Source organism: Paenibacillus polysaccharolyticus, assembly GCF_900102085.1.
Taxonomy (GTDB): domain Bacteria; phylum Bacillota; class Bacilli; order Paenibacillales; family Paenibacillaceae; genus Paenibacillus; species Paenibacillus polysaccharolyticus.
The window spans coordinates 117,191-137,908 of sequence record NZ_FMVM01000007.1; the positions used below are offsets into that span (position 1 = coordinate 117,191).

22 protein-coding genes are annotated in these 20,718 nt (G+C 48.7%); 1 reads left to right on the forward strand and 21 read right to left on the reverse strand.

Going from position 1 to position 20,718, the window contains the following annotated elements; all coding sequences use genetic code 11:
* Positions 1-131: 131 nt before the first annotated feature.
* From BLQ13_RS11335 to modA, 7 genes are all read right to left on the reverse strand, one after another.
* On the reverse strand, positions 132-470 hold the full coding sequence (locus BLQ13_RS11335) for a hypothetical protein (protein ID WP_090919282.1): 339 nt from the start codon (positions 468-470) through the stop codon (positions 132-134).
* A 1-nt stretch (position 471) separates the two neighbouring features.
* Positions 472-771 (reverse strand): hypothetical protein, encoded by a 300-nt coding sequence (locus BLQ13_RS11340; RefSeq protein WP_090919286.1) that lies wholly within the window; start codon positions 769-771, stop codon positions 472-474.
* Positions 768-1,109, reverse strand: a complete 342-nt coding sequence (locus tag BLQ13_RS11345) for an alpha-helical endospore appendage domain-containing protein (RefSeq protein ID WP_090919289.1) — start codon at positions 1,107-1,109, stop codon at positions 768-770. The genes BLQ13_RS11340 and BLQ13_RS11345 overlap by 4 nt, the downstream gene beginning before the upstream one ends.
* Before the next feature lie 23 nt (positions 1,110-1,132).
* Positions 1,133-1,420, reverse strand: coding sequence for a nucleoside-diphosphate sugar epimerase (locus tag BLQ13_RS11350; protein WP_090919291.1), 288 nt, complete (start codon positions 1,418-1,420; stop codon positions 1,133-1,135).
* Between the two features lie 345 nt (positions 1,421-1,765).
* A complete protein-coding gene (locus tag BLQ13_RS11355) occupies positions 1,766-2,098 on the reverse strand; it encodes a hypothetical protein (RefSeq protein ID WP_090919294.1) in 333 nt (110 codons plus the stop codon).
* A gap of 289 nt (positions 2,099-2,387) precedes the next feature.
* Complete coding sequence (modB, locus tag BLQ13_RS11360) at positions 2,388-3,077, reverse strand: molybdate ABC transporter permease subunit (RefSeq protein WP_167375713.1); 690 nt, start codon at positions 3,075-3,077, stop codon at positions 2,388-2,390.
* Positions 3,074-3,955 carry a molybdate ABC transporter substrate-binding protein gene (gene modA / locus BLQ13_RS11365; RefSeq protein ID WP_090919297.1) on the reverse strand — a complete coding sequence of 294 codons (882 nt, stop codon included), beginning with the start codon at positions 3,953-3,955 and terminating at the stop codon, positions 3,074-3,076. The genes modB and modA overlap by 4 nt, the downstream gene beginning before the upstream one ends.
* A gap of 305 nt (positions 3,956-4,260) precedes the next feature.
* Here modA and BLQ13_RS11370 point away from each other — a divergent pair, with 305 nt between their 5' ends.
* Complete coding sequence (locus tag BLQ13_RS11370) at positions 4,261-5,376, forward strand: substrate-binding domain-containing protein (protein WP_090919300.1); 1,116 nt, start codon at positions 4,261-4,263, stop codon at positions 5,374-5,376.
* 730 nt (positions 5,377-6,106) lie between these two features.
* Here BLQ13_RS11370 and BLQ13_RS11375 read toward each other — a convergent pair.
* The 14 genes from BLQ13_RS11375 to BLQ13_RS11440 form a co-directional block, all read right to left on the reverse strand.
* Entirely contained in the window at positions 6,107-6,448 is a 342-nt protein-coding gene (locus BLQ13_RS11375; RefSeq protein ID WP_167375714.1) for a DUF3024 domain-containing protein, read from the reverse strand.
* A 38-nt stretch (positions 6,449-6,486) separates the two neighbouring features.
* Positions 6,487-6,756: a 30S ribosomal protein S14 gene (gene rpsN, locus BLQ13_RS11380; protein ID WP_090919307.1), complete on the reverse strand. Its 270-nt coding sequence runs from the start codon at positions 6,754-6,756 to the stop codon at positions 6,487-6,489.
* A gap of 48 nt (positions 6,757-6,804) precedes the next feature.
* Positions 6,805-8,001 carry a GTP-binding protein gene (locus BLQ13_RS11385; RefSeq protein WP_090919310.1) on the reverse strand — a complete coding sequence of 399 codons (1,197 nt, stop codon included), beginning with the start codon at positions 7,999-8,001 and terminating at the stop codon, positions 6,805-6,807.
* A 285-nt stretch (positions 8,002-8,286) separates the two neighbouring features.
* Entirely contained in the window at positions 8,287-9,519 is a 1,233-nt protein-coding gene (gene cntE, locus BLQ13_RS11390) for a staphylopine family metallophore export MFS transporter CntE (protein WP_090919313.1), read from the reverse strand.
* Between the two features lie 51 nt (positions 9,520-9,570).
* Positions 9,571-10,764 (reverse strand): staphylopine family metallophore export MFS transporter CntE, encoded by a 1,194-nt coding sequence (gene cntE / locus BLQ13_RS11395; RefSeq protein WP_090919316.1) that lies wholly within the window; start codon positions 10,762-10,764, stop codon positions 9,571-9,573.
* A 50-nt stretch (positions 10,765-10,814) separates the two neighbouring features.
* Positions 10,815-11,567, reverse strand: coding sequence for an ABC transporter ATP-binding protein (locus BLQ13_RS11400; RefSeq protein WP_090919318.1), 753 nt, complete (start codon positions 11,565-11,567; stop codon positions 10,815-10,817).
* Positions 11,568-12,377, reverse strand: coding sequence for a staphylopine uptake ABC transporter ATP-binding protein CntD (cntD, locus tag BLQ13_RS11405; protein WP_090919321.1), 810 nt, complete (start codon positions 12,375-12,377; stop codon positions 11,568-11,570).
* Entirely contained in the window at positions 12,358-13,254 is an 897-nt protein-coding gene (cntC, locus tag BLQ13_RS11410; RefSeq protein ID WP_090919325.1) for a staphylopine uptake ABC transporter permease subunit CntC, read from the reverse strand. The genes cntD and cntC overlap by 20 nt, the downstream gene beginning before the upstream one ends.
* Positions 13,254-14,186: a nickel/cobalt ABC transporter permease gene (gene opp1B, locus BLQ13_RS11415; RefSeq protein ID WP_090919328.1), complete on the reverse strand. Its 933-nt coding sequence runs from the start codon at positions 14,184-14,186 to the stop codon at positions 13,254-13,256. The genes cntC and opp1B overlap by 1 nt, the downstream gene beginning before the upstream one ends.
* A gap of 14 nt (positions 14,187-14,200) precedes the next feature.
* On the reverse strand, positions 14,201-15,853 hold the full coding sequence (gene cntA / locus BLQ13_RS11420) for a staphylopine-dependent metal ABC transporter substrate-binding lipoprotein (protein ID WP_090919331.1): 1,653 nt from the start codon (positions 15,851-15,853) through the stop codon (positions 14,201-14,203).
* A gap of 133 nt (positions 15,854-15,986) precedes the next feature.
* Complete coding sequence (locus BLQ13_RS11425; RefSeq protein ID WP_090919334.1) at positions 15,987-17,288, reverse strand: opine metallophore biosynthesis dehydrogenase; 1,302 nt, start codon at positions 17,286-17,288, stop codon at positions 15,987-15,989.
* 52 nt (positions 17,289-17,340) lie between these two features.
* Positions 17,341-18,123, reverse strand: coding sequence for a nicotianamine synthase family protein (locus tag BLQ13_RS11430; RefSeq protein ID WP_090919768.1), 783 nt, complete (start codon positions 18,121-18,123; stop codon positions 17,341-17,343).
* A gap of 72 nt (positions 18,124-18,195) precedes the next feature.
* Complete coding sequence (locus BLQ13_RS11435) at positions 18,196-19,062, reverse strand: histidine racemase CntK family protein (RefSeq protein ID WP_090919337.1); 867 nt, start codon at positions 19,060-19,062, stop codon at positions 18,196-18,198.
* A 344-nt stretch (positions 19,063-19,406) separates the two neighbouring features.
* Positions 19,407-20,690: an amidohydrolase gene (locus tag BLQ13_RS11440; protein WP_244159293.1), complete on the reverse strand. Its 1,284-nt coding sequence runs from the start codon at positions 20,688-20,690 to the stop codon at positions 19,407-19,409.
* Between the last annotated feature and the right edge of the window lie 28 nt (positions 20,691-20,718).

Genomic DNA, 20,718 nt, shown 5'->3' on the forward strand with positions numbered 1-20,718 from the left:
CCTGTATATTCTCCATAAGCAATCATCGAGATATGGTTGTCATTCGCTTTTTTCTTTAGCCGAACTATCCGGATCATCTGTATCTTTTATAGCATTGTCAGTATTAGCTATGTCTTGAACAACTCCATCGATTACTGCGCTTTGTATGCCAGTTGATGTCCGTCCTCGAATCCCTTGGCGAAACCCGCGTTGAATCCCTCGTTGTACGCCTCGTTGTATCCCTGACTGTACGCACTGTCCGGGTTTGGATCGGTAGGGGTAACCGGGGCGACAGGTCGAACAAGTTTTTTGTTCCGGTGCCTCTGCACCGTACGTTTCTTTTTTTTCAGCCACGCGCTACGTCCTTTGCCAGTGCGCTTGTGAACGACACGTTTAGATTTCAGCGCACGCAACTTGCGGATCTTACGCAAGCGGGCACCACGCGCTAATAAAGCACGTTTGGATTTTAATCTGGACTTCTTTTTTAACATATCAGCATTCCTCCTGTAGGTCCCCGGCGGTACGAACGACACATCCGGGGTCTTTGAGCCAAGGCAGACCCGGCTCCCCATGGCGAATTCGGGCCAGCCTGATCCCCGTGATCATACGAGACATCTCTTCCTGATAACGACTAAGCAGACGTATATTCTCCGCGAGACTGCGGGCGGATACTTCCGAATGAGAAGACACACTGGCTACACTGTCCAGAATGCGGGCGAGCGCCTGCTGGCTATGTGCAATCGATTCGATGAGTGCCAGTTTGACCTCCTGCTCACGCTGCAACAGACTCATTTTTCCAGATCCCCGAGATCCATGCCGCCAAACATGCCCCCGTCCATTCCGCCGCCATCTTCGCTGTCATTCTGGACCATCACAGCTTTAAGGTTGTTGCACAGTCCCGTTTCCATGCGCGTTAATCCTTCCAGCAATTCCACCAGTTGCTCATGCATTTTAAGGGGTTCACCAACCTGATCGCCATGAGTTAAAAAGCTGTCCCCGTTCAGATGATTCAGCGTCCAATTCCGTACCTTTTCCGCCTCAATGGCTTTTGCTTCCAGAATTAACGCAATGTTCCACTGCATTTTGGCTGCAGCATCCAGCATTAGAATGAGACTTTGTTCTCTGCTCATGTTTCATCACCCGCCTTCCGGGCCTATTCTTCCTCTTGTACCGCGATCTCCCGCATAACCTGGGTCAGCGTCTCAGCCACAGCTTCTTCCAGATCCGCAAGCCCTCCCAGGTAGGAGATAATGCTTTTGTTAATCTGTCCCGAGCTGTCCAGCAAACCTTCAACCCCATCCAGTTCCGGCTCGTTATCCGGCAAATGGTGGATGATCTCCGACATGCGCACAGCAACCTGACGTTTGGCGTCCAATACCCGTGCAATCTGCTGGTGGGAATGCGCGATATGGTTAATAATTTCATCGATTTTGCTCTGCATGGTGCTCCTCCTTTCGGTTAAGGCCTGCTTCACCCATAGAAAAAAACCGGCCTATCAGCATTTGCCTGCTACAGCATATGCCGGGCCGGGAGCGTCAGTTACTCCAGCTTGCGCCTATATCGTTAAATTGCATAATCCCCATATCCTATGAATTACTTGGCTTCGATGTCCTCAAATTACATACTTCTGCCAGGAAAATAACAGCTGAGGAAATGACTAGGGCAAACTTTTATTCATAAGCAAAAAAGCCACTCTCCTGGACTGAACAGGAGAATGGCTTTGTTCTTGAATTGGGTCATTCATCGTTGTACTTCAAAGTAGTATTTCAATGTTGTTTACTTCGTGCTATCTGCGACTTGCCCATTTGATTTTACGTGCCACTTCCACTCGCTGTAGTTGCAAAACACCAACACGTTCTTCAAACTTCTTGCGTTCATCCACAGAATGAGCGGCGTGGATCTGATGACACAGACCTGTTAGTTTGCTGTTGATATAATCGAATCTCATCCATAATTCTTCTTCAGGAGTATGTTGCTGCTCCGGTGCCGTTTGAAATATTTTGAGTTGCTGGATAAGGGACTGGCGCCATTCCTGATCTTGAATTTGGATGGCAAAATGCAAAAGATCCAGATAATCATCGATTTGCAACGATATGTCGCAATCAGGTTTAGTCTTCATCGTCGTCTCTCCTTATTTCAATGCTTGGCTGGAATCAGTTACCTCCTATTTTACAGGAACAAGCCCATGGAAAGCGAGTGCTGAAAGGTAAAATTTCGGGAAAATATTTGTTTTTTTTCGCTCAAAAGGGCTTTACTTTTCCATAATGATGATTTTCATCCCTTTTGAGGACATATGTCATCAGATTCATAATAAAAACCCGCAATCCGAGAATAAATTCTCTGAGCGGGTTTTATATCATTTTGCCTGTTACAGCAGATTATTACCAATGATTCGCAAGTTATTTAAACTAAAAGGATGCTTTGCTATCGCGCTGTTGTCTCGTCATAAGTAACATTAGAAAAGAGATGATCACAATCGATATCGTCCAAGCCCAGGCCATCGTCTGATTTCCTGAATCCACAGCGACATAAATGGCCGTTGGCACCGTCTGTGTTTTGCCTGGAATGTTGCCAGCGATCATCAATGTTGCGCCAAACTCCCCCAGCGCGCGGGCAAAGCCCAAAATAAATGCTGTCATTAATGCTCTGCCTGCCAGTGGCAACGTAATGTAGCGGAACACCTGCCATTCATTAGCTCCAATCGATCTGCCTGCATCCTCTAGGTCTCGATCCACCCCGTTAAAACCGGATTTCATCGTCTGATACACCAGTGGGAAGGCCACAACGACAGCAGCAATGACCGCAGCCCACCACGAAAAAATGACAGGGGCCGAAAAGATCGCCTCGATCCAGCGTCCAAGCAGACTTCTGCGACCCAAAATAACCAGTAGCAAGAATCCAACCACCGTTGGAGGAAGCACAAGCGGAAGCATCAGAATCGTCTCTAGAAAAATTTTGCCGCGAAATGTAGTACGTGACATTTTCCAAGCGACAGCTACCCCCACCACAACCGCTATAACGCTGGATAACAGCGCCACCTGAAGGGACAGACGCACCGGGGGCCAGAACACGGACCAATCGATCGCGTTCATATTCATTTCGGAATCGAAAATCCGTATTTCGCAAAGATATCCAGCACTTCAGGTGTTTGCAGATAAGCATAGAACTGTTCAGCTTCCGTACGATGTTTCGTACCTTCAATGATGCCTAGCGGATAATTGGCAGGTGTGTAACTGTTTTTATCTACTTCAAACGCAATCTTTACCTGCTTGGAAGTCAGCGCATCGGTTTTATACACAAAACCTGCATCCGCATTACCTGTTTCTACATATTGAAGAACCTGTTTTACGTCTTTGCCTTGAACAAGCTTCTTCTCAAGCTGATCCCAAAGCTTCGCATTGGTCAAAGCTTCCTTCGCATAAGTACCTGCAGGTACGCTCTCCGGAATGCCAATGGCTACCGTTTTGATGCCCTCATTCGTTAAATCCTTCTCACTTGCTACTGCGCTTGTCCCATCCGTCGGTACAATAGCTACCAATGAATTTTGAAGCAGGTTCTTCTGGTCGCTTGAGGCAATCAGGTTCTCATCAACCAAGGCTTTCATATTTTTCGCAGACGCGGATACAAAAATATCTGCCGGTGCTCCCTGTTCAATCTGCTGCTGTAATGCACCGGACGCTCCGAAGTTAAAGCTCAGGCTGATATTGGGATTGGCTTGTTCGAAATTCGTCTGGATCTCCTTCATTGCATCGGTCAGACTTGCTGCAGCGGATATCGTCAGCTCGACTTTTTCCTGTGGCTCAGTCGCTGCTGGTGTTGTCTTTTCACCGGATGCCGCTGGTGCAGAAGCTGCTGGTTGAGTTGCGGAAGAAGCCGCATCTTGCTTGTTTGTGTCTGTGTTGGCTCCGCAAGCAGCTAGTACAAGCGCCAGCCCCAGTGACATCGTTCCAAGTACATATGTAACTCGTTTGTTCATTTGTTCTCCCCCATATTTCATGTTTAATATCATGTTTAGTTATAACTAGATATAATAGATTATAACTAATTATACACAGAACATACGAAATAGGAAGGTGACATTAATCACATTCTACATCCGAGACAATATGTCAGCTTTTTATTGTGCGTTCTAAGGTTTATGCGTGTCTTCAAATAATGGTATAGTACAAGAAACGCCATTGTATCGATGGAAATAAGAATTGGATTATGAGTGGACTACACATATAGGGTTTCAATATAAAATTTTAACGCCTTTATAATATAGAGGGAGGTTCTTCACTAATGACGGAGGAGCAATCCTACACAACCGAAGAAATAGCCAAGCTGCTTAAAATATCCAAACTAACTGTCTATGATTTGATCAAAAAGGGAGACCTTGTCGCCTACCGAGTGGGCAAACAGATGCGCATCGATGCTGCCGATCTGGATGCTTACAAACGCCGTTCCAAGCAACTCCAGTCCCCGGCACAGGCGAGGCCAAATGTATTGCCTGGAACGACAACAACCGAGCAACTATCGACCGAGGCTGTCCAGAAGCATAGCCCAGTTGCTGGCTTATCCACAGTCACGGATCAAAGCGAGTCTCAGCATGCGATGACATCTAATCATAGGGTAGCGTCCCCTTCTCAAACGGCTTCAACTTCATTCGCAAGCGGTCTAACCGGGTACGGTCAGAACATTGCGGGTTCGGCCCGACATCTGGTGATTACGGGACAAGATGTCAGTCTGGATATTCTGATGCGTCATATGGAGAAGCAATCCCGAGACATTCGTCCTCTTCGCTCTTTCATGGGGAGTCTGGATGGGCTAATCTCGATGTATCGGGGGGAGTCCGACCTGGTCAGCACTCATCTGCTGGACGGAGACACGGGGGAGTATAATCTTCCCTATATCCGCAAAATTTTAACAGGCTGGTCCTATGTCGTTGTCAATCTGTTGTCTCGCCCTGCCGGTCTATATGTTCCACGCGGTAATCCCCGTCAATTGAACGACTGGACCGATCTAAACCAATCTAACCTGCGCCTCGCGAATCGGGAAAAAGGTTCTGGCGCCAGAGTGCTGCTGGACGAGCAGTTACGGCTACACGGGATTTCTGCTGCTGGACTACTCGGATATGATGTGGAGGAAACAAGTCATATGGGCGTCGCAGCCAAAGTCAGCTCCGGCGAAGCCGATGTAGGTGTCGGCATAGAGAAGGCCGCTCGCCTTGTCGGGCAAGTCGATTTCATTCCTCTCGTGCAGGAGCGCTACGACTTGGTCATGCTGAGAAAACAGGGGAACGAGGCCTGGATTGAATCCGTTCTGCACATCCTCCGATCTCCAGAGTTCAGACAAGAACTGCGAGCATTTGAAGGATATGACGTATCGCGTACGGGCGAAGTGTTATTCGAGGCTTAGCTGTGGGAGAGGTGAGTAGCTTGGAGTGTGTGCGAGATGAAAGAGAGAAGGACGATGTGAACGGAGGAAAGGGTTAGGAGCGTTGGTGAGGATGGCAGCAGGGTAACAGGTTGTACGGTGTATGGGCTGTTCGGTTTGGTCTAGAGCTGCACGGTGCACGGTTGAACGGTCTACGGGGGCAGGGAGCCAGTATACTCCACTCCATCCAATTTTGCTCTTCAGCAGTTTGTTTGCTCTCAACAAATGACCGCTTCTCCACCTGTACTTCCTAACGCTAACGATCACCAGAGAGCTTATTTAGCCACATTTCGCAGTTTGAAAATTCTAATGATCACCACAGAGCTTATTCGGCTGAAAATCACCGATTTCCCCACCAAAATCGCTAATTCTAGCAAAATAACGCTTCTACGGATCGTTAGAATTTCAAACCCGCTTTTTTGAGATGAATAGCGTTTCTGGGGATCGTTAGAATTTTGGACTAGAAAATTTCAGGGGCACGAGCCAGGCCCACTGCAGCAATTTCATTTACATACTCCACTTATGCGCACCACCAGCTGTTCCACCTACTCTCTCACTTCTCTTCTTTCTACCAGCCTGTTCCAGTGTCTAACATTATGGTATTCCATCTCCGTATGTGCAATCTTCCACCATAAACAAAAAGAGGACCCCAATCGTTGTTCACGATTCCGATCCCCGTATAGCCAATGCGAGCTTCTCCAGTTATTTTTGTTTAATCACGTTCACGCCAAAACATCCCGGATTCATCACGTTCCACTTGCTCCAACGCATCCTCGAAATTGAAACATGGCACAACAATGTCCGCAGGACTCCAGCTGTGCTGATCATCGCTAGCGTACACCTTCCACTGGTTTCCCTCCCAGTAAAAGCGAGCGATCGGCATTCGCTCCCACTGATGTCGTTGTCCAGCAGGACGTTCTTCATTGAGAATCAACTCATTATCCTTCATTTCATAGGTTAACTTCACCATCGTCCGTAGCTCTGCTGGTACTTTCTCATGGACATATCCGTTCATCAAGGATACAATGCGCCGCTGCGTAAACATATCCAACATGGGAGAGACCTCCTTATCAAGTACTCCGCTTATCATGCTTACCAGCTGGACTTGGTAACACCCGGAATCTGACCTTGATGAGCCAGTTCACGGAATTTGATCCGGGAAACTTTGAATTTGCGCAGATATCCACGCGGACGACCAGTGATCTCGCAACGACTTTTTAATCGCGTTGGTGATGCGTTACGGGGCAACTTTTGCAGCGCCTCATAATCACCTTTTTCCTTCAGTTCCCGGCGTAGATCCGCATACTTCGCTACGATTGCCTGACGTTGTTTCTCACGCACGACCTTTGATTTTTTAGCCATCTTTTACAGCTCCTTATCCTCTTAAGTCTTGTATAATATTTGATTAATTCACATAGTCTCGACAGGCCACGGTAACGGATTTTCAAAATGTCCCCAATCCGCCAGCATCTCTTCATCGCTGAGCAGACATTGATCCAGTTCATCTTCAATGATGGAACGCTCCATATCAATGCCGATCATGACCAGTTCCGTTTGGCGATCGCCCCACTCGGCATCCCATTTAGCAAACACATCCGGCTCTGTCCGCAAAATCTCTTGCTTGTCCGCTTCCGGCAGCGCGGCAACCCAATGTCCGGCAGGCCCAAACTGAATGGATGGCCCCGCCTGACTCAGACTGGCAGCCACATCTCCTTCAGCGGCAAGCCATACCAGCCCTTTCGCACGTACAACCTCTTCCGGCCAGTAGCTCATGAAATCAGCCAGACGGGAAGGATGGAACGGCTTCCTGCGGCGGTACACAAATGATCCGATACCGTATTCTTCGGTCTCAGGCGTGTGGGACTCTTTTTCCAACTCCTGAATCCAGCCAGCCGACATGCTCACTTTCTCAAAATCAAACCGTCCCGTATTCAAAATCTCCACCGGGTTCACCTGTCCGTTCACCGTACGAATAATTTTCGCATTCGGCTGCAACTTGCGGATAATACCTTCCAGTTTGTGAAGTTCCGTTTCTTCCACGAGATCACATTTGTTCAGCAGCAACACATCACAGGTCTCAATTTGATCAATGAGCAAATCCACTACGTCACGGGTATCGCCTTCCCCGGTTGCCTGATTCCGATCCAGCAAGCTTTGTCCCGAAGCATAGTCATGCCAGAAACGGTTAGCATCAACGACAGTCACGAGACAATCCAGTTTCGCCAGTCGTGTCAGATCGATGCCCGTCTCTTCATCAGCATATGTAAATGTCTGTGCCACCGGAACAGGTTCGCTGATGCCTGTCGACTCAATCAGGATGTAGTCATACTTGCCTTCGTTTACGAGCTTTTCGATCTCCTGCATTAGATCATCACGAAGAGTGCAGCAGATGCAACCGTTGGACATCTCCACTAGTTTCTCTTCGGTACGAGAGAGCGTTGCCTCTCCTTTTACCATAGCCGCATCAATGTTGACCTCACTCATGTCGTTCACGATTACAGCGACTTTCAGCCCTTGCCGATTGTGCAACACATGATTCAGAACCGTCGTTTTGCCTGACCCAAGGTAACCGCTGAGAACGGTCACCGGTATTTGCTTTTGTGTCATATAGATCTACTCCTTATAGGTACAGTTCACCTTGATCGGTGGATCCCTGAATTTAATAGTAATTATTACGATTAACAACAATGACTATAATCCTGCCTGACGCCGTTGTCAAATCTTTTTTCGTATCTCGTGTAAAAAATAATTAAAAAAAGCTTATGAATCCCCTGCACATTCGCATTCATGATGCGCTTCGCAGAAGAACCATAAGCTTTAACCGTACCGTCTCATTTATAGCTCTGCACCTAAATCTACATCGTACCTCTGCCTTTCCTTCAGCCTTCCAACTCAATTCACTCGCGCAGTAATAGACTTATTCCCGGCTTCCATCCGCTGTCTGAAAAGCACCACCAAAATGAGTGCGGCAACAGAGAGCATCGTACAAACGGTAAACATCACGGAATAAGAGCTGATCTGTACCACAACGCCCATCGCCAGCCCGCCCAGTGAAAAACCGAGATCATACGAGGACATAAATATGCCCATAAGCACATACCTCGAATCCGCAGGCAATACAAAGGACAAATACGTGGTCAGCGTTGGATACAGTAAAGCCAATGCAAAACCGCTAAACACCGCAGAAATATACACAAATGGCCCCAGCATATCCATCAGGCTAAGCAGCTGTGTCCCCAGTGCCGCAGATAACATCAGACCTGCCATAAGCCACGTATTCCAGCTGCCGTCTGACGGTATTTTTTTGCGCAAAATGAATCGGCACAGGATCACCACGAGACCCTGAATCGTCAAAAAGATACCCGCGCTCGCCATACCAGTCGATACCATATATAGCGGAAGAAAGGTCGCTGTCGCACCAAATACACAGGATGCAAACAGCATCACCACACTGCTGACGAGCAGGGGTGTACTGCGCCAGATGCCACTGAACGAGCGAAGCATATCCCCCAGCGTATACGTTTTGTTCTGCACCGTACTCTGTGGTAAATCCACCTTGTATCCGAGCAACAAGGGGAGTGCCGCCAGTCCAATCATCAACAGCGTGAACGCCAGCTCACTGGCGTTTTGCCAGATTTGTACGGCCAGAATCGGGATGACTAGCGAAGGCACCATCGTAAACAGGGTGTACATCGCCAGGCCTTGCGCACGATCCTTATCCTCCAGTCTTTCTACAATGCCTGCCTGCATCGTCATTGAGAAAAATGCGGTCGCCACGCCCTGCAATGCCCGTAGCCACAGGTACGTTTCCACCCCGGACACGATAAACAGTAGCAACGTCCCGGCATGTAACATCAGCAGCCATCGCATAACCCGGAGCGGTCCATATTTGCCCAGCATCTGTGCAGCAAATGGTCGCAATAGCATACAGGTGAACATGTAACTGCCCATCATCAGACCAATTTCAGCCTGATTTAACCCGGCCGCTTCACTACGCAAAGGTAAAATAATCGTCAACGCTGCATTCGCCGCAAAAAATAAAAAAGCCAGTATGTAAAACCCGATAAAGGAAAACGATACCGGGTTTAATTTTCCACTGGATGTTGTTGTTCTAGAATCTTTCAATAGATCATACCTGCTTTCTCTAACACGTACCCACGTTCTCTGGCCGTCAGCTCATGAGGTTCCGGTAGTCGCTTTACGCCGTTCATAGGCAAAAACGATCATTACCGCTCCTAGAATAGCACAGATCGTGTACATAAATGAATAGGACGACAGATCAGCAATCGGTCCCATGACCACACCCCCGAGCGAAATGCCCAAATCAGCCGTCGCAATAAACAAACCCATGAGTACATTGCGGTTCAGCTGAGGCAAAACAAAGGACAGATACGTCGTGAGTGTTGGATACAAAATGGCTTGAGCGATTCCCATCAGAACAGCACCCAAATAAAAGAAGGGCATGCCTCCCGTAACCGAAAAACTCACACACTGCGCCGCAACTGCCAGCAACAGCATCGTGGTCATGATAAACGGTGAATGCCACTTCCCGTCCGAAGGAATGCGTTTGCGGAGTGCGATTCGAGCCAGCACCACTGTACCCGCCTGCAACATCAAGTATACGCCAGCATTGCCGCCAGGAACCTGACTTGCATACAGCGGAATAAATGTAGTGACCGCGCCAAATACCACCGATGCACTCAGCATCAGCACACAGCAACGGAACAACAATAGATTTCTCACCAGCTGCCCGAAGGACTCCCACATACTCACGTTCTGCCCGGATACATCTGCAGCCGTCTGTGTCCTCTCCTTATTTTGTTCCATCTTGGCGGTATATCCAAATACCCCCGTACAAACTGCAATTCCGATTAGCACCACTGTAAAATAATCCATGCCTCCGGTCTGCCAAACGGCTAAAGCCAGCACCGGGCCAACAATGCCCGGAATGTAGCTGAACAGCGAATAATAAGAAATGCCCTGAGAACGGTCTTTCTCCGGTAGTGCATCAATGATGCCCATCTGTAGCGCCATGGAAAAAAAGGCTGTCGATACCCCTTGCAAAATACGGGCAATCAGATAACCGCCAAGCCCTGTAAACGTGTAGAGGATCAGTGCAAATCCATTGATTATCAGAATGATCCGCAGCATTTTGATCGGCCCATGCTTTTGAATCATTTTACCTGCCCACGGTCTGAAAAACATCGTTGTAAACATATACGCACCCATAATCAGCCCGATCGTCGTACTGCTCGCACCCAGGAATGCCCCCTGCAACGGAATAATCACATTCAGAATGGCATTGGCACTGAAGTAGAGTAGCACCAAAATGTACAAACGCAGAAAAGGCCATGACATTGCCCCACTCACAACGGATATTCACTCCTTTCAATCACAACCTTCTCCCCCACTTCTCCACGCTATAGTGAAATGAGATGGCTCAACAATTGTTGAGCATAGTCAGACTTTACATGTTTTAACTGATCAACCGAAACCGTTTCTTCAATCTGGCCTTCTCTGAAAAAAACAAACCTGTCGCAGATATAGGCTGCCGCCTGAATGTCGTGCGTAATGAAGACATAACTCATCTTGTACAGGCTTTTCAATGATCTCAGCAACTGCAAAACCTGAATCTGGACCGACACATCCAGCGAGCTGACGGCTTCGTCCAGTACAAGATACTGCGGCTCTGTCGACACTGCTCTCGCGATGCAGACTCGTTGTGCTTCCCCGCCGGACAGCTCATGTGGATACTTGGTTCGGTACGATGAGTCCAGTCCAACTTGGGTAAGCAGCATATCCACTTTTGCATGAACCTGTTGTCCTTGTGCTGACTTTTGGAGTGCCTTCATCGGCTCCATAATTGCATCCTGCACCGTAAGGAACGGATTGATGGATGAGGTATAGTTTTGAAAAACTGCGCTGATGCGGCCCATCCGCACGCGCCGGTCTTTCACATCTTTTCCCTCCAGCCGGATGGCCCCACGATCCGGGCTTTCCAGTCCCAGCATCAACCGACCCAGTGTAGATTTGCCGCTGCCACTCTCGCCAATAATGCCGAGGCATTCACCATGACGGCATTCCAAAGTCACCTTTTTCAACACCTGCTGTCGATGCTTCGAGAATAGTCCGCCTTGGACATATGATTTCTCAACCTGCTCTACCGTTAGCATCTATGATCCCTCCTGCATCAATGCTTTGAAATGATTGCTCAGTTCCAGCCGAGTTGATACGAGATAACGGGTATAGGCATGGGTAGGCTCCTGCAAAACAGACTGCATGTTACCCTGCTCGACAATTTTGCCGTCTTTCATAACCATCACATCATCTGCAATCTTCTGCACAACGCCGAGATCATGGGAGATAAAAATCATGGAGCATCCCATACGTTCACGCAGCTGAATCAGTTGCTCCAGCACTTCGTACTGGGAGATAGTATCCAGCGCCGTGGTTGGCTCATCCGCTATAATCAGATCCGGTTCGAGCACAAGTGCGAGTGCAATCATAATTCGTTGCAACATGCCGCCAGACAGTTGATGTGGATATTTGTTCAGAATGTCCATCGGATTTCGGAGCATGACACTTTCCATTGCGATCCGCATTCTCCGCTCTAGCTCACGGGTATTCCAATGGTAATGCGTCTGCAACGTCTCCCGGATATGTACACCGATCACACAGGAAGGATCAAATGCACTCATGCCCTGCTGCAAAATCATACACAGCTGCTTACCTCTTCGCCGCCGCATCTCCTTTTCGGAGAGCTGATTCAGATCTGTACCCTGAAACAGCATCTTTCCCGATTGGCGCATATTGGGCTTATTCAGCCGCATCAGCGCTCTGCATGTGACGGATTTGCCGCTACCGCTCTCCCCAACAATCGCCATGCAGCTCCCCTGCCGCACCGTAAATGAACTGTCATGAACAATGGCCTGATTGGTATGGTTATCCCACACTTTCAGATGCTCAACCTCGACTATATTCATAAGCCGCCTTTCTCACCTCTCTTTCACGAGATTTATCCCGCTTGTCAGGAGAGTTCATTAATTTAGGGTCTAACGCCACCTGCAGTGAGTCCGATAAAAAGTTAAAAGCCGATACCACAACAACGATCGCAAGCCCCGGTGCAAGCATCAATTGAGGTCTGGAAAACATGACTTCTCTCGCCTCATTCAGCATCATGCCCCACTCTGCATGGGGTGCCTGAATGCCCAGACCAAGGAAAGATAGCCCCGATACCTGAAGCATCATGGAACACATTGCACCACTGGAGATTACCGCGATATCGGCAAAGGTTACTGGAATGAGGTGACGTGAAATAATCGTGCAACTGGGTATGCCGGAAGCTTTGGCGAATTTCACATAATCCATGTCTGAGAACTGCATCACGGAAGTACGAATGACACGCGCAAACCAGGCCCATTTCATGCAGACAAAGGCGATCAGAATATTTTCCAGTCCCGCCCCCAAAATGCCAACCACCGCCAGCGTCATCACATATCCGGGAAAAGACAGCATAATGTCACAGATTCGCATCAACCACGCATCCACTTTACCTTTGAAATACCCTGCGGCAAATCCCGCCGCCGCACCGATCAGTACCGAGAAACCGAGTGCCGCCAGCACCCATAACACACTCGGACGGATACCGTAGATCAGTCTGGATAAGACGCATCGGCCAAGGTGATCATTGCCTAACAGATAAGGCCAGGAGGGTGAGGCATAGCGCAGTTTCATGTTGACGGCTCCAGGGTCATGAGGTGCAACGATAGGTGCACAGATTCCCAGAATAAGGGTTACGACAATAACGGCAAGAGAGGTCACGGCGAGTTTGTCACGGCTCAGATTTTTGAATAGTCGCATCAGATTTCCTTTCTTAAACGAGGATTAAGCGCGGCATTGATCAGGTCCGAAAGCATGTTAAATACTACAAACGTTACCGCCAAAATAAGCACATAGGCCTGAATGATCGGAAAATCCCGGCTCAGAATCGACTTTACACTTAGCCGGCCAAGCCCCGGCCACGCAAATACATTTTCAATAACAACGGTACTGCCCAGTACAATCGGAATCGCCATGCAGAAGATGGACACCGCGACTTGCAGGGAGTTACGCAGGATGTGCAGCATGACCTTCTGCTCGCTAAGGCCGCTCGCGCGCGCATATAACACATAATCCTCATTCATGTTGCTTAGCATCGCACTGCGTACCGTCCGAAAATAAATGCCCGTATAACTGACCGTGATCACCAGCACAGGCAGAATGTAACTACGATAAGAATCCATGCCGCTGGTCGGCAGCAGGTCTAGTTTCACCGAAAAGTACCAGATCAGGATGGCCGCAAGCCAATAAGACGGCATCGCTGTCAGGAAAAAGGAAACGCCTCTGACCGATCGATCCAGCAGCTTCCCTTCTTTCAAAGCACATACCACGCCAAGCCCTATGGACAACAGGATGATGAAGACGGATGATACCAGCGTAAGCTTTAACGTATTCAGTAAAGCCGGCCCGATCAAAAACCACACCGACTCACCAGACACGTAAGAATATCCGAAGTCAAACTGTACAACGGCCGCCATCCAGTCCATATAACGAACGAAGAAGGGCTGGTTAAAACCCAGCGCTTCATTCGTTTGAGCGATCAGTTCATCGGTGATCTGCGGCACATCCTGAGCCTGTAGGACAACGACTGCCGGGTCGAGTGGAGAGAGATTGATCAACAGAAATGTAATCAAAGAAATGACGATCAGCAAAGGGATGGTCAGCAACAGTCGTTTGGCAATATAACTTCCCATAGTCCCCTCCCCCTCTACTCGAATTTCATCTTTTCAAACGGCAATTCATACTGTGTCTGTTTAAAGGTAATGCCTTGCAGACGTTTCGGAGCAACAATGGTGACACGCCCGTTCGTAAGCGGGATGAACACCGCTTCATCATGTACTACTTTTAAAATATCCGCATAAAGTGCTTTTCTCGATTCTCCATGTTGAGATGCGGTTGCTGAGTCATCGTCGGTCGAGCTCATCACCTGATCGATCTTCCGGTATAGTTCATCCGCTTCGGCGATGCCGCTTGTCGTATGTTTGTATGCTGAATCCGATGTAAACGCGGCGATGGTGCTCTGCGGGTCATACGCCAGTCCCCAGGTCTGGTTGAACAACAGGTCATATTCCCCCGTCGCTCTTCGGTTCGCAATGGAAGAGGACTCCTCGCCTGTCAGATCCAGTTCCATACCGATCTCTTTCATCGCATATTGGATGAACTCCGCCTGCATTTTCTGAGAGGACGAGTTGCTGTCATAATACAGCTTCATCGCTAAGGGTTGGCCGTTCTTCGCACGTACGGTTTTGCCCTCTGCCAAAGTCCAGCCTGCCTGATCCAGCAGACGTTTGGCGGCTTCCGGATCATACGTTCGAACCTTTAGATCGACATTGGCGTAGTTCACATTCGATGAAAACAACGTACTCGCTACCGTCTGCGTGCCATTGAAAATATCTTTGCTGATCGTCTCCCGATCGATACCGATCCATAACGCTTCCCGCACAGCCTTTTCGTGAACCGGGCTGTTCTGCCTGCTGCTATTCGCCACAATCATGGCCGTGTTCATCGCATCACTTCGCACCACCTGATACTCGCCGGATGCAGCCAGCTGATCCATCGCTTCTACGTCAATGCTGTCTGCCCCGCGGTCATCCGTGAAGACAAAATTGATCTCCCCTTTTTGCAGTGCCAAATAGGTCGTTTCTCCGGCCGGAAGCACTTTGGCCGTGATTTTTTGAATGGCAGGCACACCGCCCCAGTATTCCGTATTGGCTTCAAAGGTGGCATTTTCTTCGACCTTGTGCCCGATTAACTTGTACGGCCCAGTCCCATGGAAACCGTTCACTCCGTCCCTGGTTCCACCATTTTTGAAATCCTTTGGTGAGATAAAGACATACGGCCTGGTCATGGACAACTCCACGAGCGTCGGATAATAGGCATCTGACAGATCCAACTCCACGGTGTATTCGTCCTTCACTTTGACATCCTTCAGCTTGGTGGAGAGCTTGATCCAGGCATGTTTCTCGGCATTGGCCTGAATCGCTTCGATATTCTGTTTGACCGCTTCGGCGTTAAATGGCTCGCCGTCATGGAACTTCACCCCTTTGCGCAGATGAAAGGTGTACGTTTTGCCGTCCTTGGAGATGTCCCATGATTCAGCCAGCAATGGTTTGATTCCCTCAGCCGTGTTCTCCACCAGAGATTCATACACCATGCCTTGCGCAGGCATCGAACCTGTGTACAGATGTGGGTTCATATCGTTAATATCTTTCGCGGAAGCATAGATAATTTCATTGTTGATCTTACTGACTGATGATGCCGCTTGGCTGTTCTCCTTGGTGGCATTCTGAGCACAGCCTGAACCCATCGCAATGACCGCAACCATTGTTACGATCCGTATAAAAGCACGTCTTTTTCTCATCACTGTTCCCCCTGATAAACAAATAAAATTCAAGCAGATCATTGCTTGTTACTCCATGCCACTTCGATTGCAGTACCATCTTGCAATACGGCTTTCTTTCAGAAAACTTTTAGCTCTTCTTCTTCAGATGTGATTAGACCTTACTGCCCGTAAGGCCGCTACAGATCATGCGAATATCCTGCCCAAACGACTGGATCACAAACGCGGTCGACAGGCGCTGATCTGGATGTCTGCGCGTCACCTCCTGAAGCTTAGCTTCATATGTGGCAATGAAACGATCTATCGTTGGACAGTCGACATTCACATGTCTCGCGATGCCCTGAATCATTTTGATGCGGTAATAATCCTCCTTTGGCATTCTCGGAACGTCGAGTTCACCCTCGCGGTTTATAAATATTCGGCGGAACGGCACGGCGGAGAAGTCAAAATATGTGCCAGCAGCATTCGGCTTCGAGAACGGATCAATCAATAATGAGGCGTACCGTATGTATAATAAATACTCCTGATGGATGGCCTCTAATTGATCAAATTGCTCGATATCCTGACGTGATAAACTCTCTAATCGTACCGGATAATTGTCATCCGTCATAAACTGCAGCAGGTTTACTCCCTGAATATGAAGTCTGTCTGTAATCTGCCGGATCTCCTCCCACTGTGACCGCATACTACAAATGAGCTTGGGTGTAATCGGCCCTTCGGGATAAAGCTTATAAACATATTTTTGAACACCTTGCTCACCAAAAATGGCCTCTAGCGAAAATTCGTTCATAAACAACGGTGGGTGTACGTACAGCGAAATATTCCTTGTTTCGGCTTCCAGCGGGGAAGACATGACTGCGAGTGAAATATGCAACCGCTGGAATAAATCGCTTAATTGCTGTACATAGGTTGAAGAGGGAACCGTGGAGCCAATGTAAACCTTCCTTTTGACCCCCGTGGTGATCACTTCATTCGACGGTTGTTCATGCATCCAGCGAGTATCGCCCAAGTAGGTGGAAAAGCTGATGATTTCCGGGGAAGCATTCCGCTCAAGCAAATACTGACTCACCAGGAGACTGGAACCAAAGGTAGGGGAAACCAAAATAACGTATTTAAGTTGTTTGATGAACTCATCATTGATTTCTTGGAGTACATCGATATAAGCATCCGTGGTGACTGCCAATATTAGTATATCCCACTCCCCTTCAAGGGTGTTGTATCCTTTAAATACTTGATCCACTGTACATCCCCCGGCCAAGGGTCGATGCTTCTCATTTTGAATCGTCACCTGAACCTGTTGCTGGCTCTGTTCCAGTGATGCAAAGAACGATGCTGACCGCACCGATTGCCTGCCCGCCATACCCACCTGACAGCCCAGATGTATTTTCAAGATTACCGCAAGCTGAATGGACACAGGACCCGTGCCGCATAACAGAACTTTTTCAACGCCGTCCATACATACCTCCCTGTAAACAAATCATAGACCAAATTACACTTCACTCGACGTCTTACTCCTTCTGATACAACGCGATATCGAACACATCATGCGGGCGTAGAATGTTATCTGCCATTCTCCATTTGTTGCCGTCCGTCTCTTTCATAGGATAATTAAACAGTGATTTCAACCCATTGCCATACCGCATAGCTACAACGACTTGTTCATTGGTCAATGCGTATAATTGATCGAGCAAGTCATACTTGTTAGCCACCGTGGAGCTGAAAATAATATGAGTCGCCTGCCTGGTATACGCCAAGTCCTCCAGCAGTTGCTGCTCTAAACGAATGTTCAAGCCTGCCCCTAGCTTCTCCACCACTTTTCGCCCAAGCGTGATCGCCTCTGCATCGATATCAATGCCAACCACCTCGGCTCCGGTACGTTTAGCGATTAGTAAAGGGGTCATCGGAAATGAACCGGAACCCACCAGCAACACTTTGGATTGAGGTGTCACCTGAAAGCTTCCAAACTCTTTGTCGATGCACTCTTCGATATTTTTAAAATAATCCGCAATCTGCACTTCTCCATCCTGCAGCTTCAATGCCCGATATTTCTCCATAATCGCGACGCACTGAGCGGACTTTTGTCTTAGCGCCTGAACTAGCGGATCAAGCTCCTGCAGTTCGGCTTGCCTCAACATCCCCCAAGCGATCTTGTGATCAGGGTCTGTCACAAACCGTGAATACTCGTTAATCACCGCTTCCAGTTCCGCGCTGTGCTCAAGCGTCTGATCATATTTGACCGCAAGCTTGCCAAATTGTTCAGCAAACACTCGAAGTCTCGTCTCAAAGTGCATTAACGTTATCAAAATCTCTCCTCCTGAACCTTGTTATGGTCAACCTCTTACATCTCAGTCTCAGGTATTCGCTCAGACCTCTACGACGCTCCTGCTCTGCTCCTGTAAGGTATCAATGAAAGCCGTGCCATAGGCAACAATACCAACAGTTCCCTCAATCGTAATGGCCTTCACTCCTTGGGCCTCCCACTGAGCGCTCACCTTAATCGTACCTCCAGGTTGTTTGACCAACTGGGTGACTTCGCTCTGTCTAAGCCAGGCCTGATAAGCACCTACAGAGGCCGTACCTGATCCGCAACCTCTCTCCCAGATCAGACTGTCCAGCTGCGGGACATAAATAAGGGGAGCCATCTCTTTTGTAGCGGGGTGAACTAACAACACACCGATCATTTTGTCTCCCATCGTGAGTCCCAGTAACCGTGCGAGATGTTCTGCCCTTCGTTTCATCAGGTCATCGACATCCTGCACTTCAATCACGATGTGAATGAATTCGGCATACCGGACAATGACCAGATCCAGCTCCATACCTTCAAACGTAATCTTCCGCCGCTCGATCTGATCGGGAACAGGCATCGTAACCCGGCAATCATACCGATGCTCTTGCCGCTTCACATGACAGCTGATCAAGTGCTCTGTGCCTGAAACATCCAGCTTGATATTCATGGACGCTTGCTTCTCCAGCCCTGCTTCTGCTGCAATATGGGCTGCCAGTGCCATACAAGCATTGCCACAAAACTCTCCTCCTGCCATCTCCAGGCGGGCAACGGCTTCTGGCCTTCGTGACTGCTTGATGAACCCGACTTGTTCAGCGTGAACATGATCATAGGACATCAGGCTGGAAGCGATATCACTGTAATGTTCGGATGCGTGATCCGTTCTCACCAGAAGGGTCATGTTCTGCGTCGGATTACATTTGATAAAATCAATCTCTTGTTTCATCGCGGCGGCGGCTCCTGTTCTTTAGATTCGAATTGAAGTTCTCCGTTGCATTACTTCGATATTAATAGTAATAATTACGATTAAAGGACGAGAAAAATATAGCACACTCATTGGGGGGCGTCAACAAATATTTCCATCTATACCTGTTGTACAACCTGATTTTATGCGTACACTCCGGTGTTAGAATAACCGAAAAGTTTCTGCGGATTGCCCGATTTTTTGAACATAAAACAAAATAGAGCTGACGACTAGCGCCAGCTCTGAAACAAATGTTACAGATCGAGAATAGGAATATATTTTGAATTCAAAATTAAACGTCCAACTTTTTTCAACATCACTGCCATTTAGGCTTGCAGACGTTTCAAAGCCTGTTCAGCCAGCTCTGCCAGCAGATGTGCACCAATTGGCAAAGCCTGCTCATCTACATCAAAGCCCGGATGATGCCACTCGTGCGGTCCCGATGTCCCGAGAAAGAGGAACAGACCCGGCACTTCTTTTTGATAAAAGGAAAAATCCTCTCCTGCCGGCGAAGGCAGCGGTCTGACACGATTCAACCCAAGTTCACTCACGACTTGTTCTGCGTCCAATGCCAGCGATGCATCATTGACCACAGCAGGTGGCCCCTGAATCCAGCGTACCGTCGCCGTTGTGCCGTAGGCTGCAGCCACACCAGCTACGACCTGGTTGAAACGTTCCCGGATACGGGCGCGCACCTTCTCGTCAAATGTGCGCACTGTGCCGTCAAGTATCGCTTCCTCCGGAATAACGTTCCAGGCTGTACCGCTGTTTATTTTCGTAACGCTGAGTACTGCACTCTCCTGAGCACCTACATTCCGGCTGACAATGGCTTGCAATGCGGTAACGATATGTGCAGCAACCACAATCGGATCGATGCCTGCCTCAGGTACAGCCGCATGGGTGCCCACCCCTTGCACTTTAACGACAAATCCATCCGCTGCTGCCATCAATGCACCTTCGCGAATACCCACTGTGCCTACTCGCAGATCCGGTTTATTGTGTAAACCAAATATAGCCTGAACATCGGCGAGTGCGCCGCTCTGGATAACTTGGCGGGCACCTGTTGCCTTCTCTTCTGACGGTTGAAAAATCAATCGCACCTTCCCGGGCAAACTGGATTCACGCTGTTTCAGCAACCCTGCAGCTCCAATCAAAATAGCGGTGTGCGCATCGTGCCCGCATGCATGCATTCGGCCCGCAATCTGCGAAGCAAACTCCAGCTTGGTTTCCTCCTGAATAGGCAAGGCATCAATGTCCGCTCGCAGCGCTACGACAGGGCCATTTCCCTGCCCTACCTCAGCAACAAGCCCTGTTCGCAGTTTATACTCATCGGCAAGGCGAACACCTTCCTCTTCCAGCCAGCTGCGAATAGCTGCTGTCGTTTCCTTTTCCTCACCAGACAGCTCGGGGTTACGATGAAGATGCCGCCGAATTGCAGTCAGATGTGCCGCGAACTCCTTCTCTTGTTCCGTATCTTCTACCCATGGCAACACATATTGGTGATCCAAAGTCTGCGTTGCTTCCCGCTGTAGCTCGCTCTGCTCAACTTGCTGCTTCTCTTCCTCCGGCTGCACAAGCTTTCCTCTCGTCTGCTCCAGATCACTTTTCATCCTGGGCCCTCCTTTCAAGCTTCATTTA

Coding starts and splice junctions, on each gene's coding strand:
- BLQ13_RS11335 (WP_090919282.1), bottom strand. CDS start 470: ATGTTAAAAAAGAAGTCCAGATTAAAATCCAAACGTGCTTTATTAGCG.
- BLQ13_RS11340 (WP_090919286.1), bottom strand. CDS start 771: ATGAGTCTGTTGCAGCGTGAGCAGGAGGTCAAACTGGCACTCATCGAA.
- BLQ13_RS11345 (WP_090919289.1), bottom strand. CDS start 1,109: ATGAGCAGAGAACAAAGTCTCATTCTAATGCTGGATGCTGCAGCCAAA.
- BLQ13_RS11350 (WP_090919291.1), bottom strand. CDS start 1,420: ATGCAGAGCAAAATCGATGAAATTATTAACCATATCGCGCATTCCCAC.
- BLQ13_RS11355 (WP_090919294.1), bottom strand. CDS start 2,098: ATGAAGACTAAACCTGATTGCGACATATCGTTGCAAATCGATGATTAT.
- modB (WP_167375713.1), bottom strand. CDS start 3,077: ATGAATATGAACGCGATCGATTGGTCCGTGTTCTGGCCCCCGGTGCGT.
- modA (WP_090919297.1), bottom strand. CDS start 3,955: ATGAACAAACGAGTTACATATGTACTTGGAACGATGTCACTGGGGCTG.
- BLQ13_RS11370 (WP_090919300.1), top strand. CDS start 4,261: ATGACGGAGGAGCAATCCTACACAACCGAAGAAATAGCCAAGCTGCTT.
- BLQ13_RS11375 (WP_167375714.1), bottom strand. CDS start 6,448: ATGTTGGATATGTTTACGCAGCGGCGCATTGTATCCTTGATGAACGGA.
- rpsN (WP_090919307.1), bottom strand. CDS start 6,756: ATGGCTAAAAAATCAAAGGTCGTGCGTGAGAAACAACGTCAGGCAATC.
- BLQ13_RS11385 (WP_090919310.1), bottom strand. CDS start 8,001: ATGACACAAAAGCAAATACCGGTGACCGTTCTCAGCGGTTACCTTGGG.
- BLQ13_RS11400 (WP_090919318.1), bottom strand. CDS start 11,567: ATGCTAACGGTAGAGCAGGTTGAGAAATCATATGTCCAAGGCGGACTA.
- cntD (WP_090919321.1), bottom strand. CDS start 12,377: ATGAATATAGTCGAGGTTGAGCATCTGAAAGTGTGGGATAACCATACC.
- cntC (WP_090919325.1), bottom strand. CDS start 13,254: ATGCGACTATTCAAAAATCTGAGCCGTGACAAACTCGCCGTGACCTCT.
- opp1B (WP_090919328.1), bottom strand. CDS start 14,186: ATGGGAAGTTATATTGCCAAACGACTGTTGCTGACCATCCCTTTGCTG.
- cntA (WP_090919331.1), bottom strand. CDS start 15,853: ATGAGAAAAAGACGTGCTTTTATACGGATCGTAACAATGGTTGCGGTC.
- BLQ13_RS11425 (WP_090919334.1), bottom strand. CDS start 17,288: ATGGACGGCGTTGAAAAAGTTCTGTTATGCGGCACGGGTCCTGTGTCC.
- BLQ13_RS11430 (WP_090919768.1), bottom strand. CDS start 18,123: ATGCACTTTGAGACGAGACTTCGAGTGTTTGCTGAACAATTTGGCAAG.
- BLQ13_RS11435 (WP_090919337.1), bottom strand. CDS start 19,062: ATGAAACAAGAGATTGATTTTATCAAATGTAATCCGACGCAGAACATG.
- BLQ13_RS11440 (WP_244159293.1), bottom strand. CDS start 20,690: ATGAAAAGTGATCTGGAGCAGACGAGAGGAAAGCTTGTGCAGCCGGAG.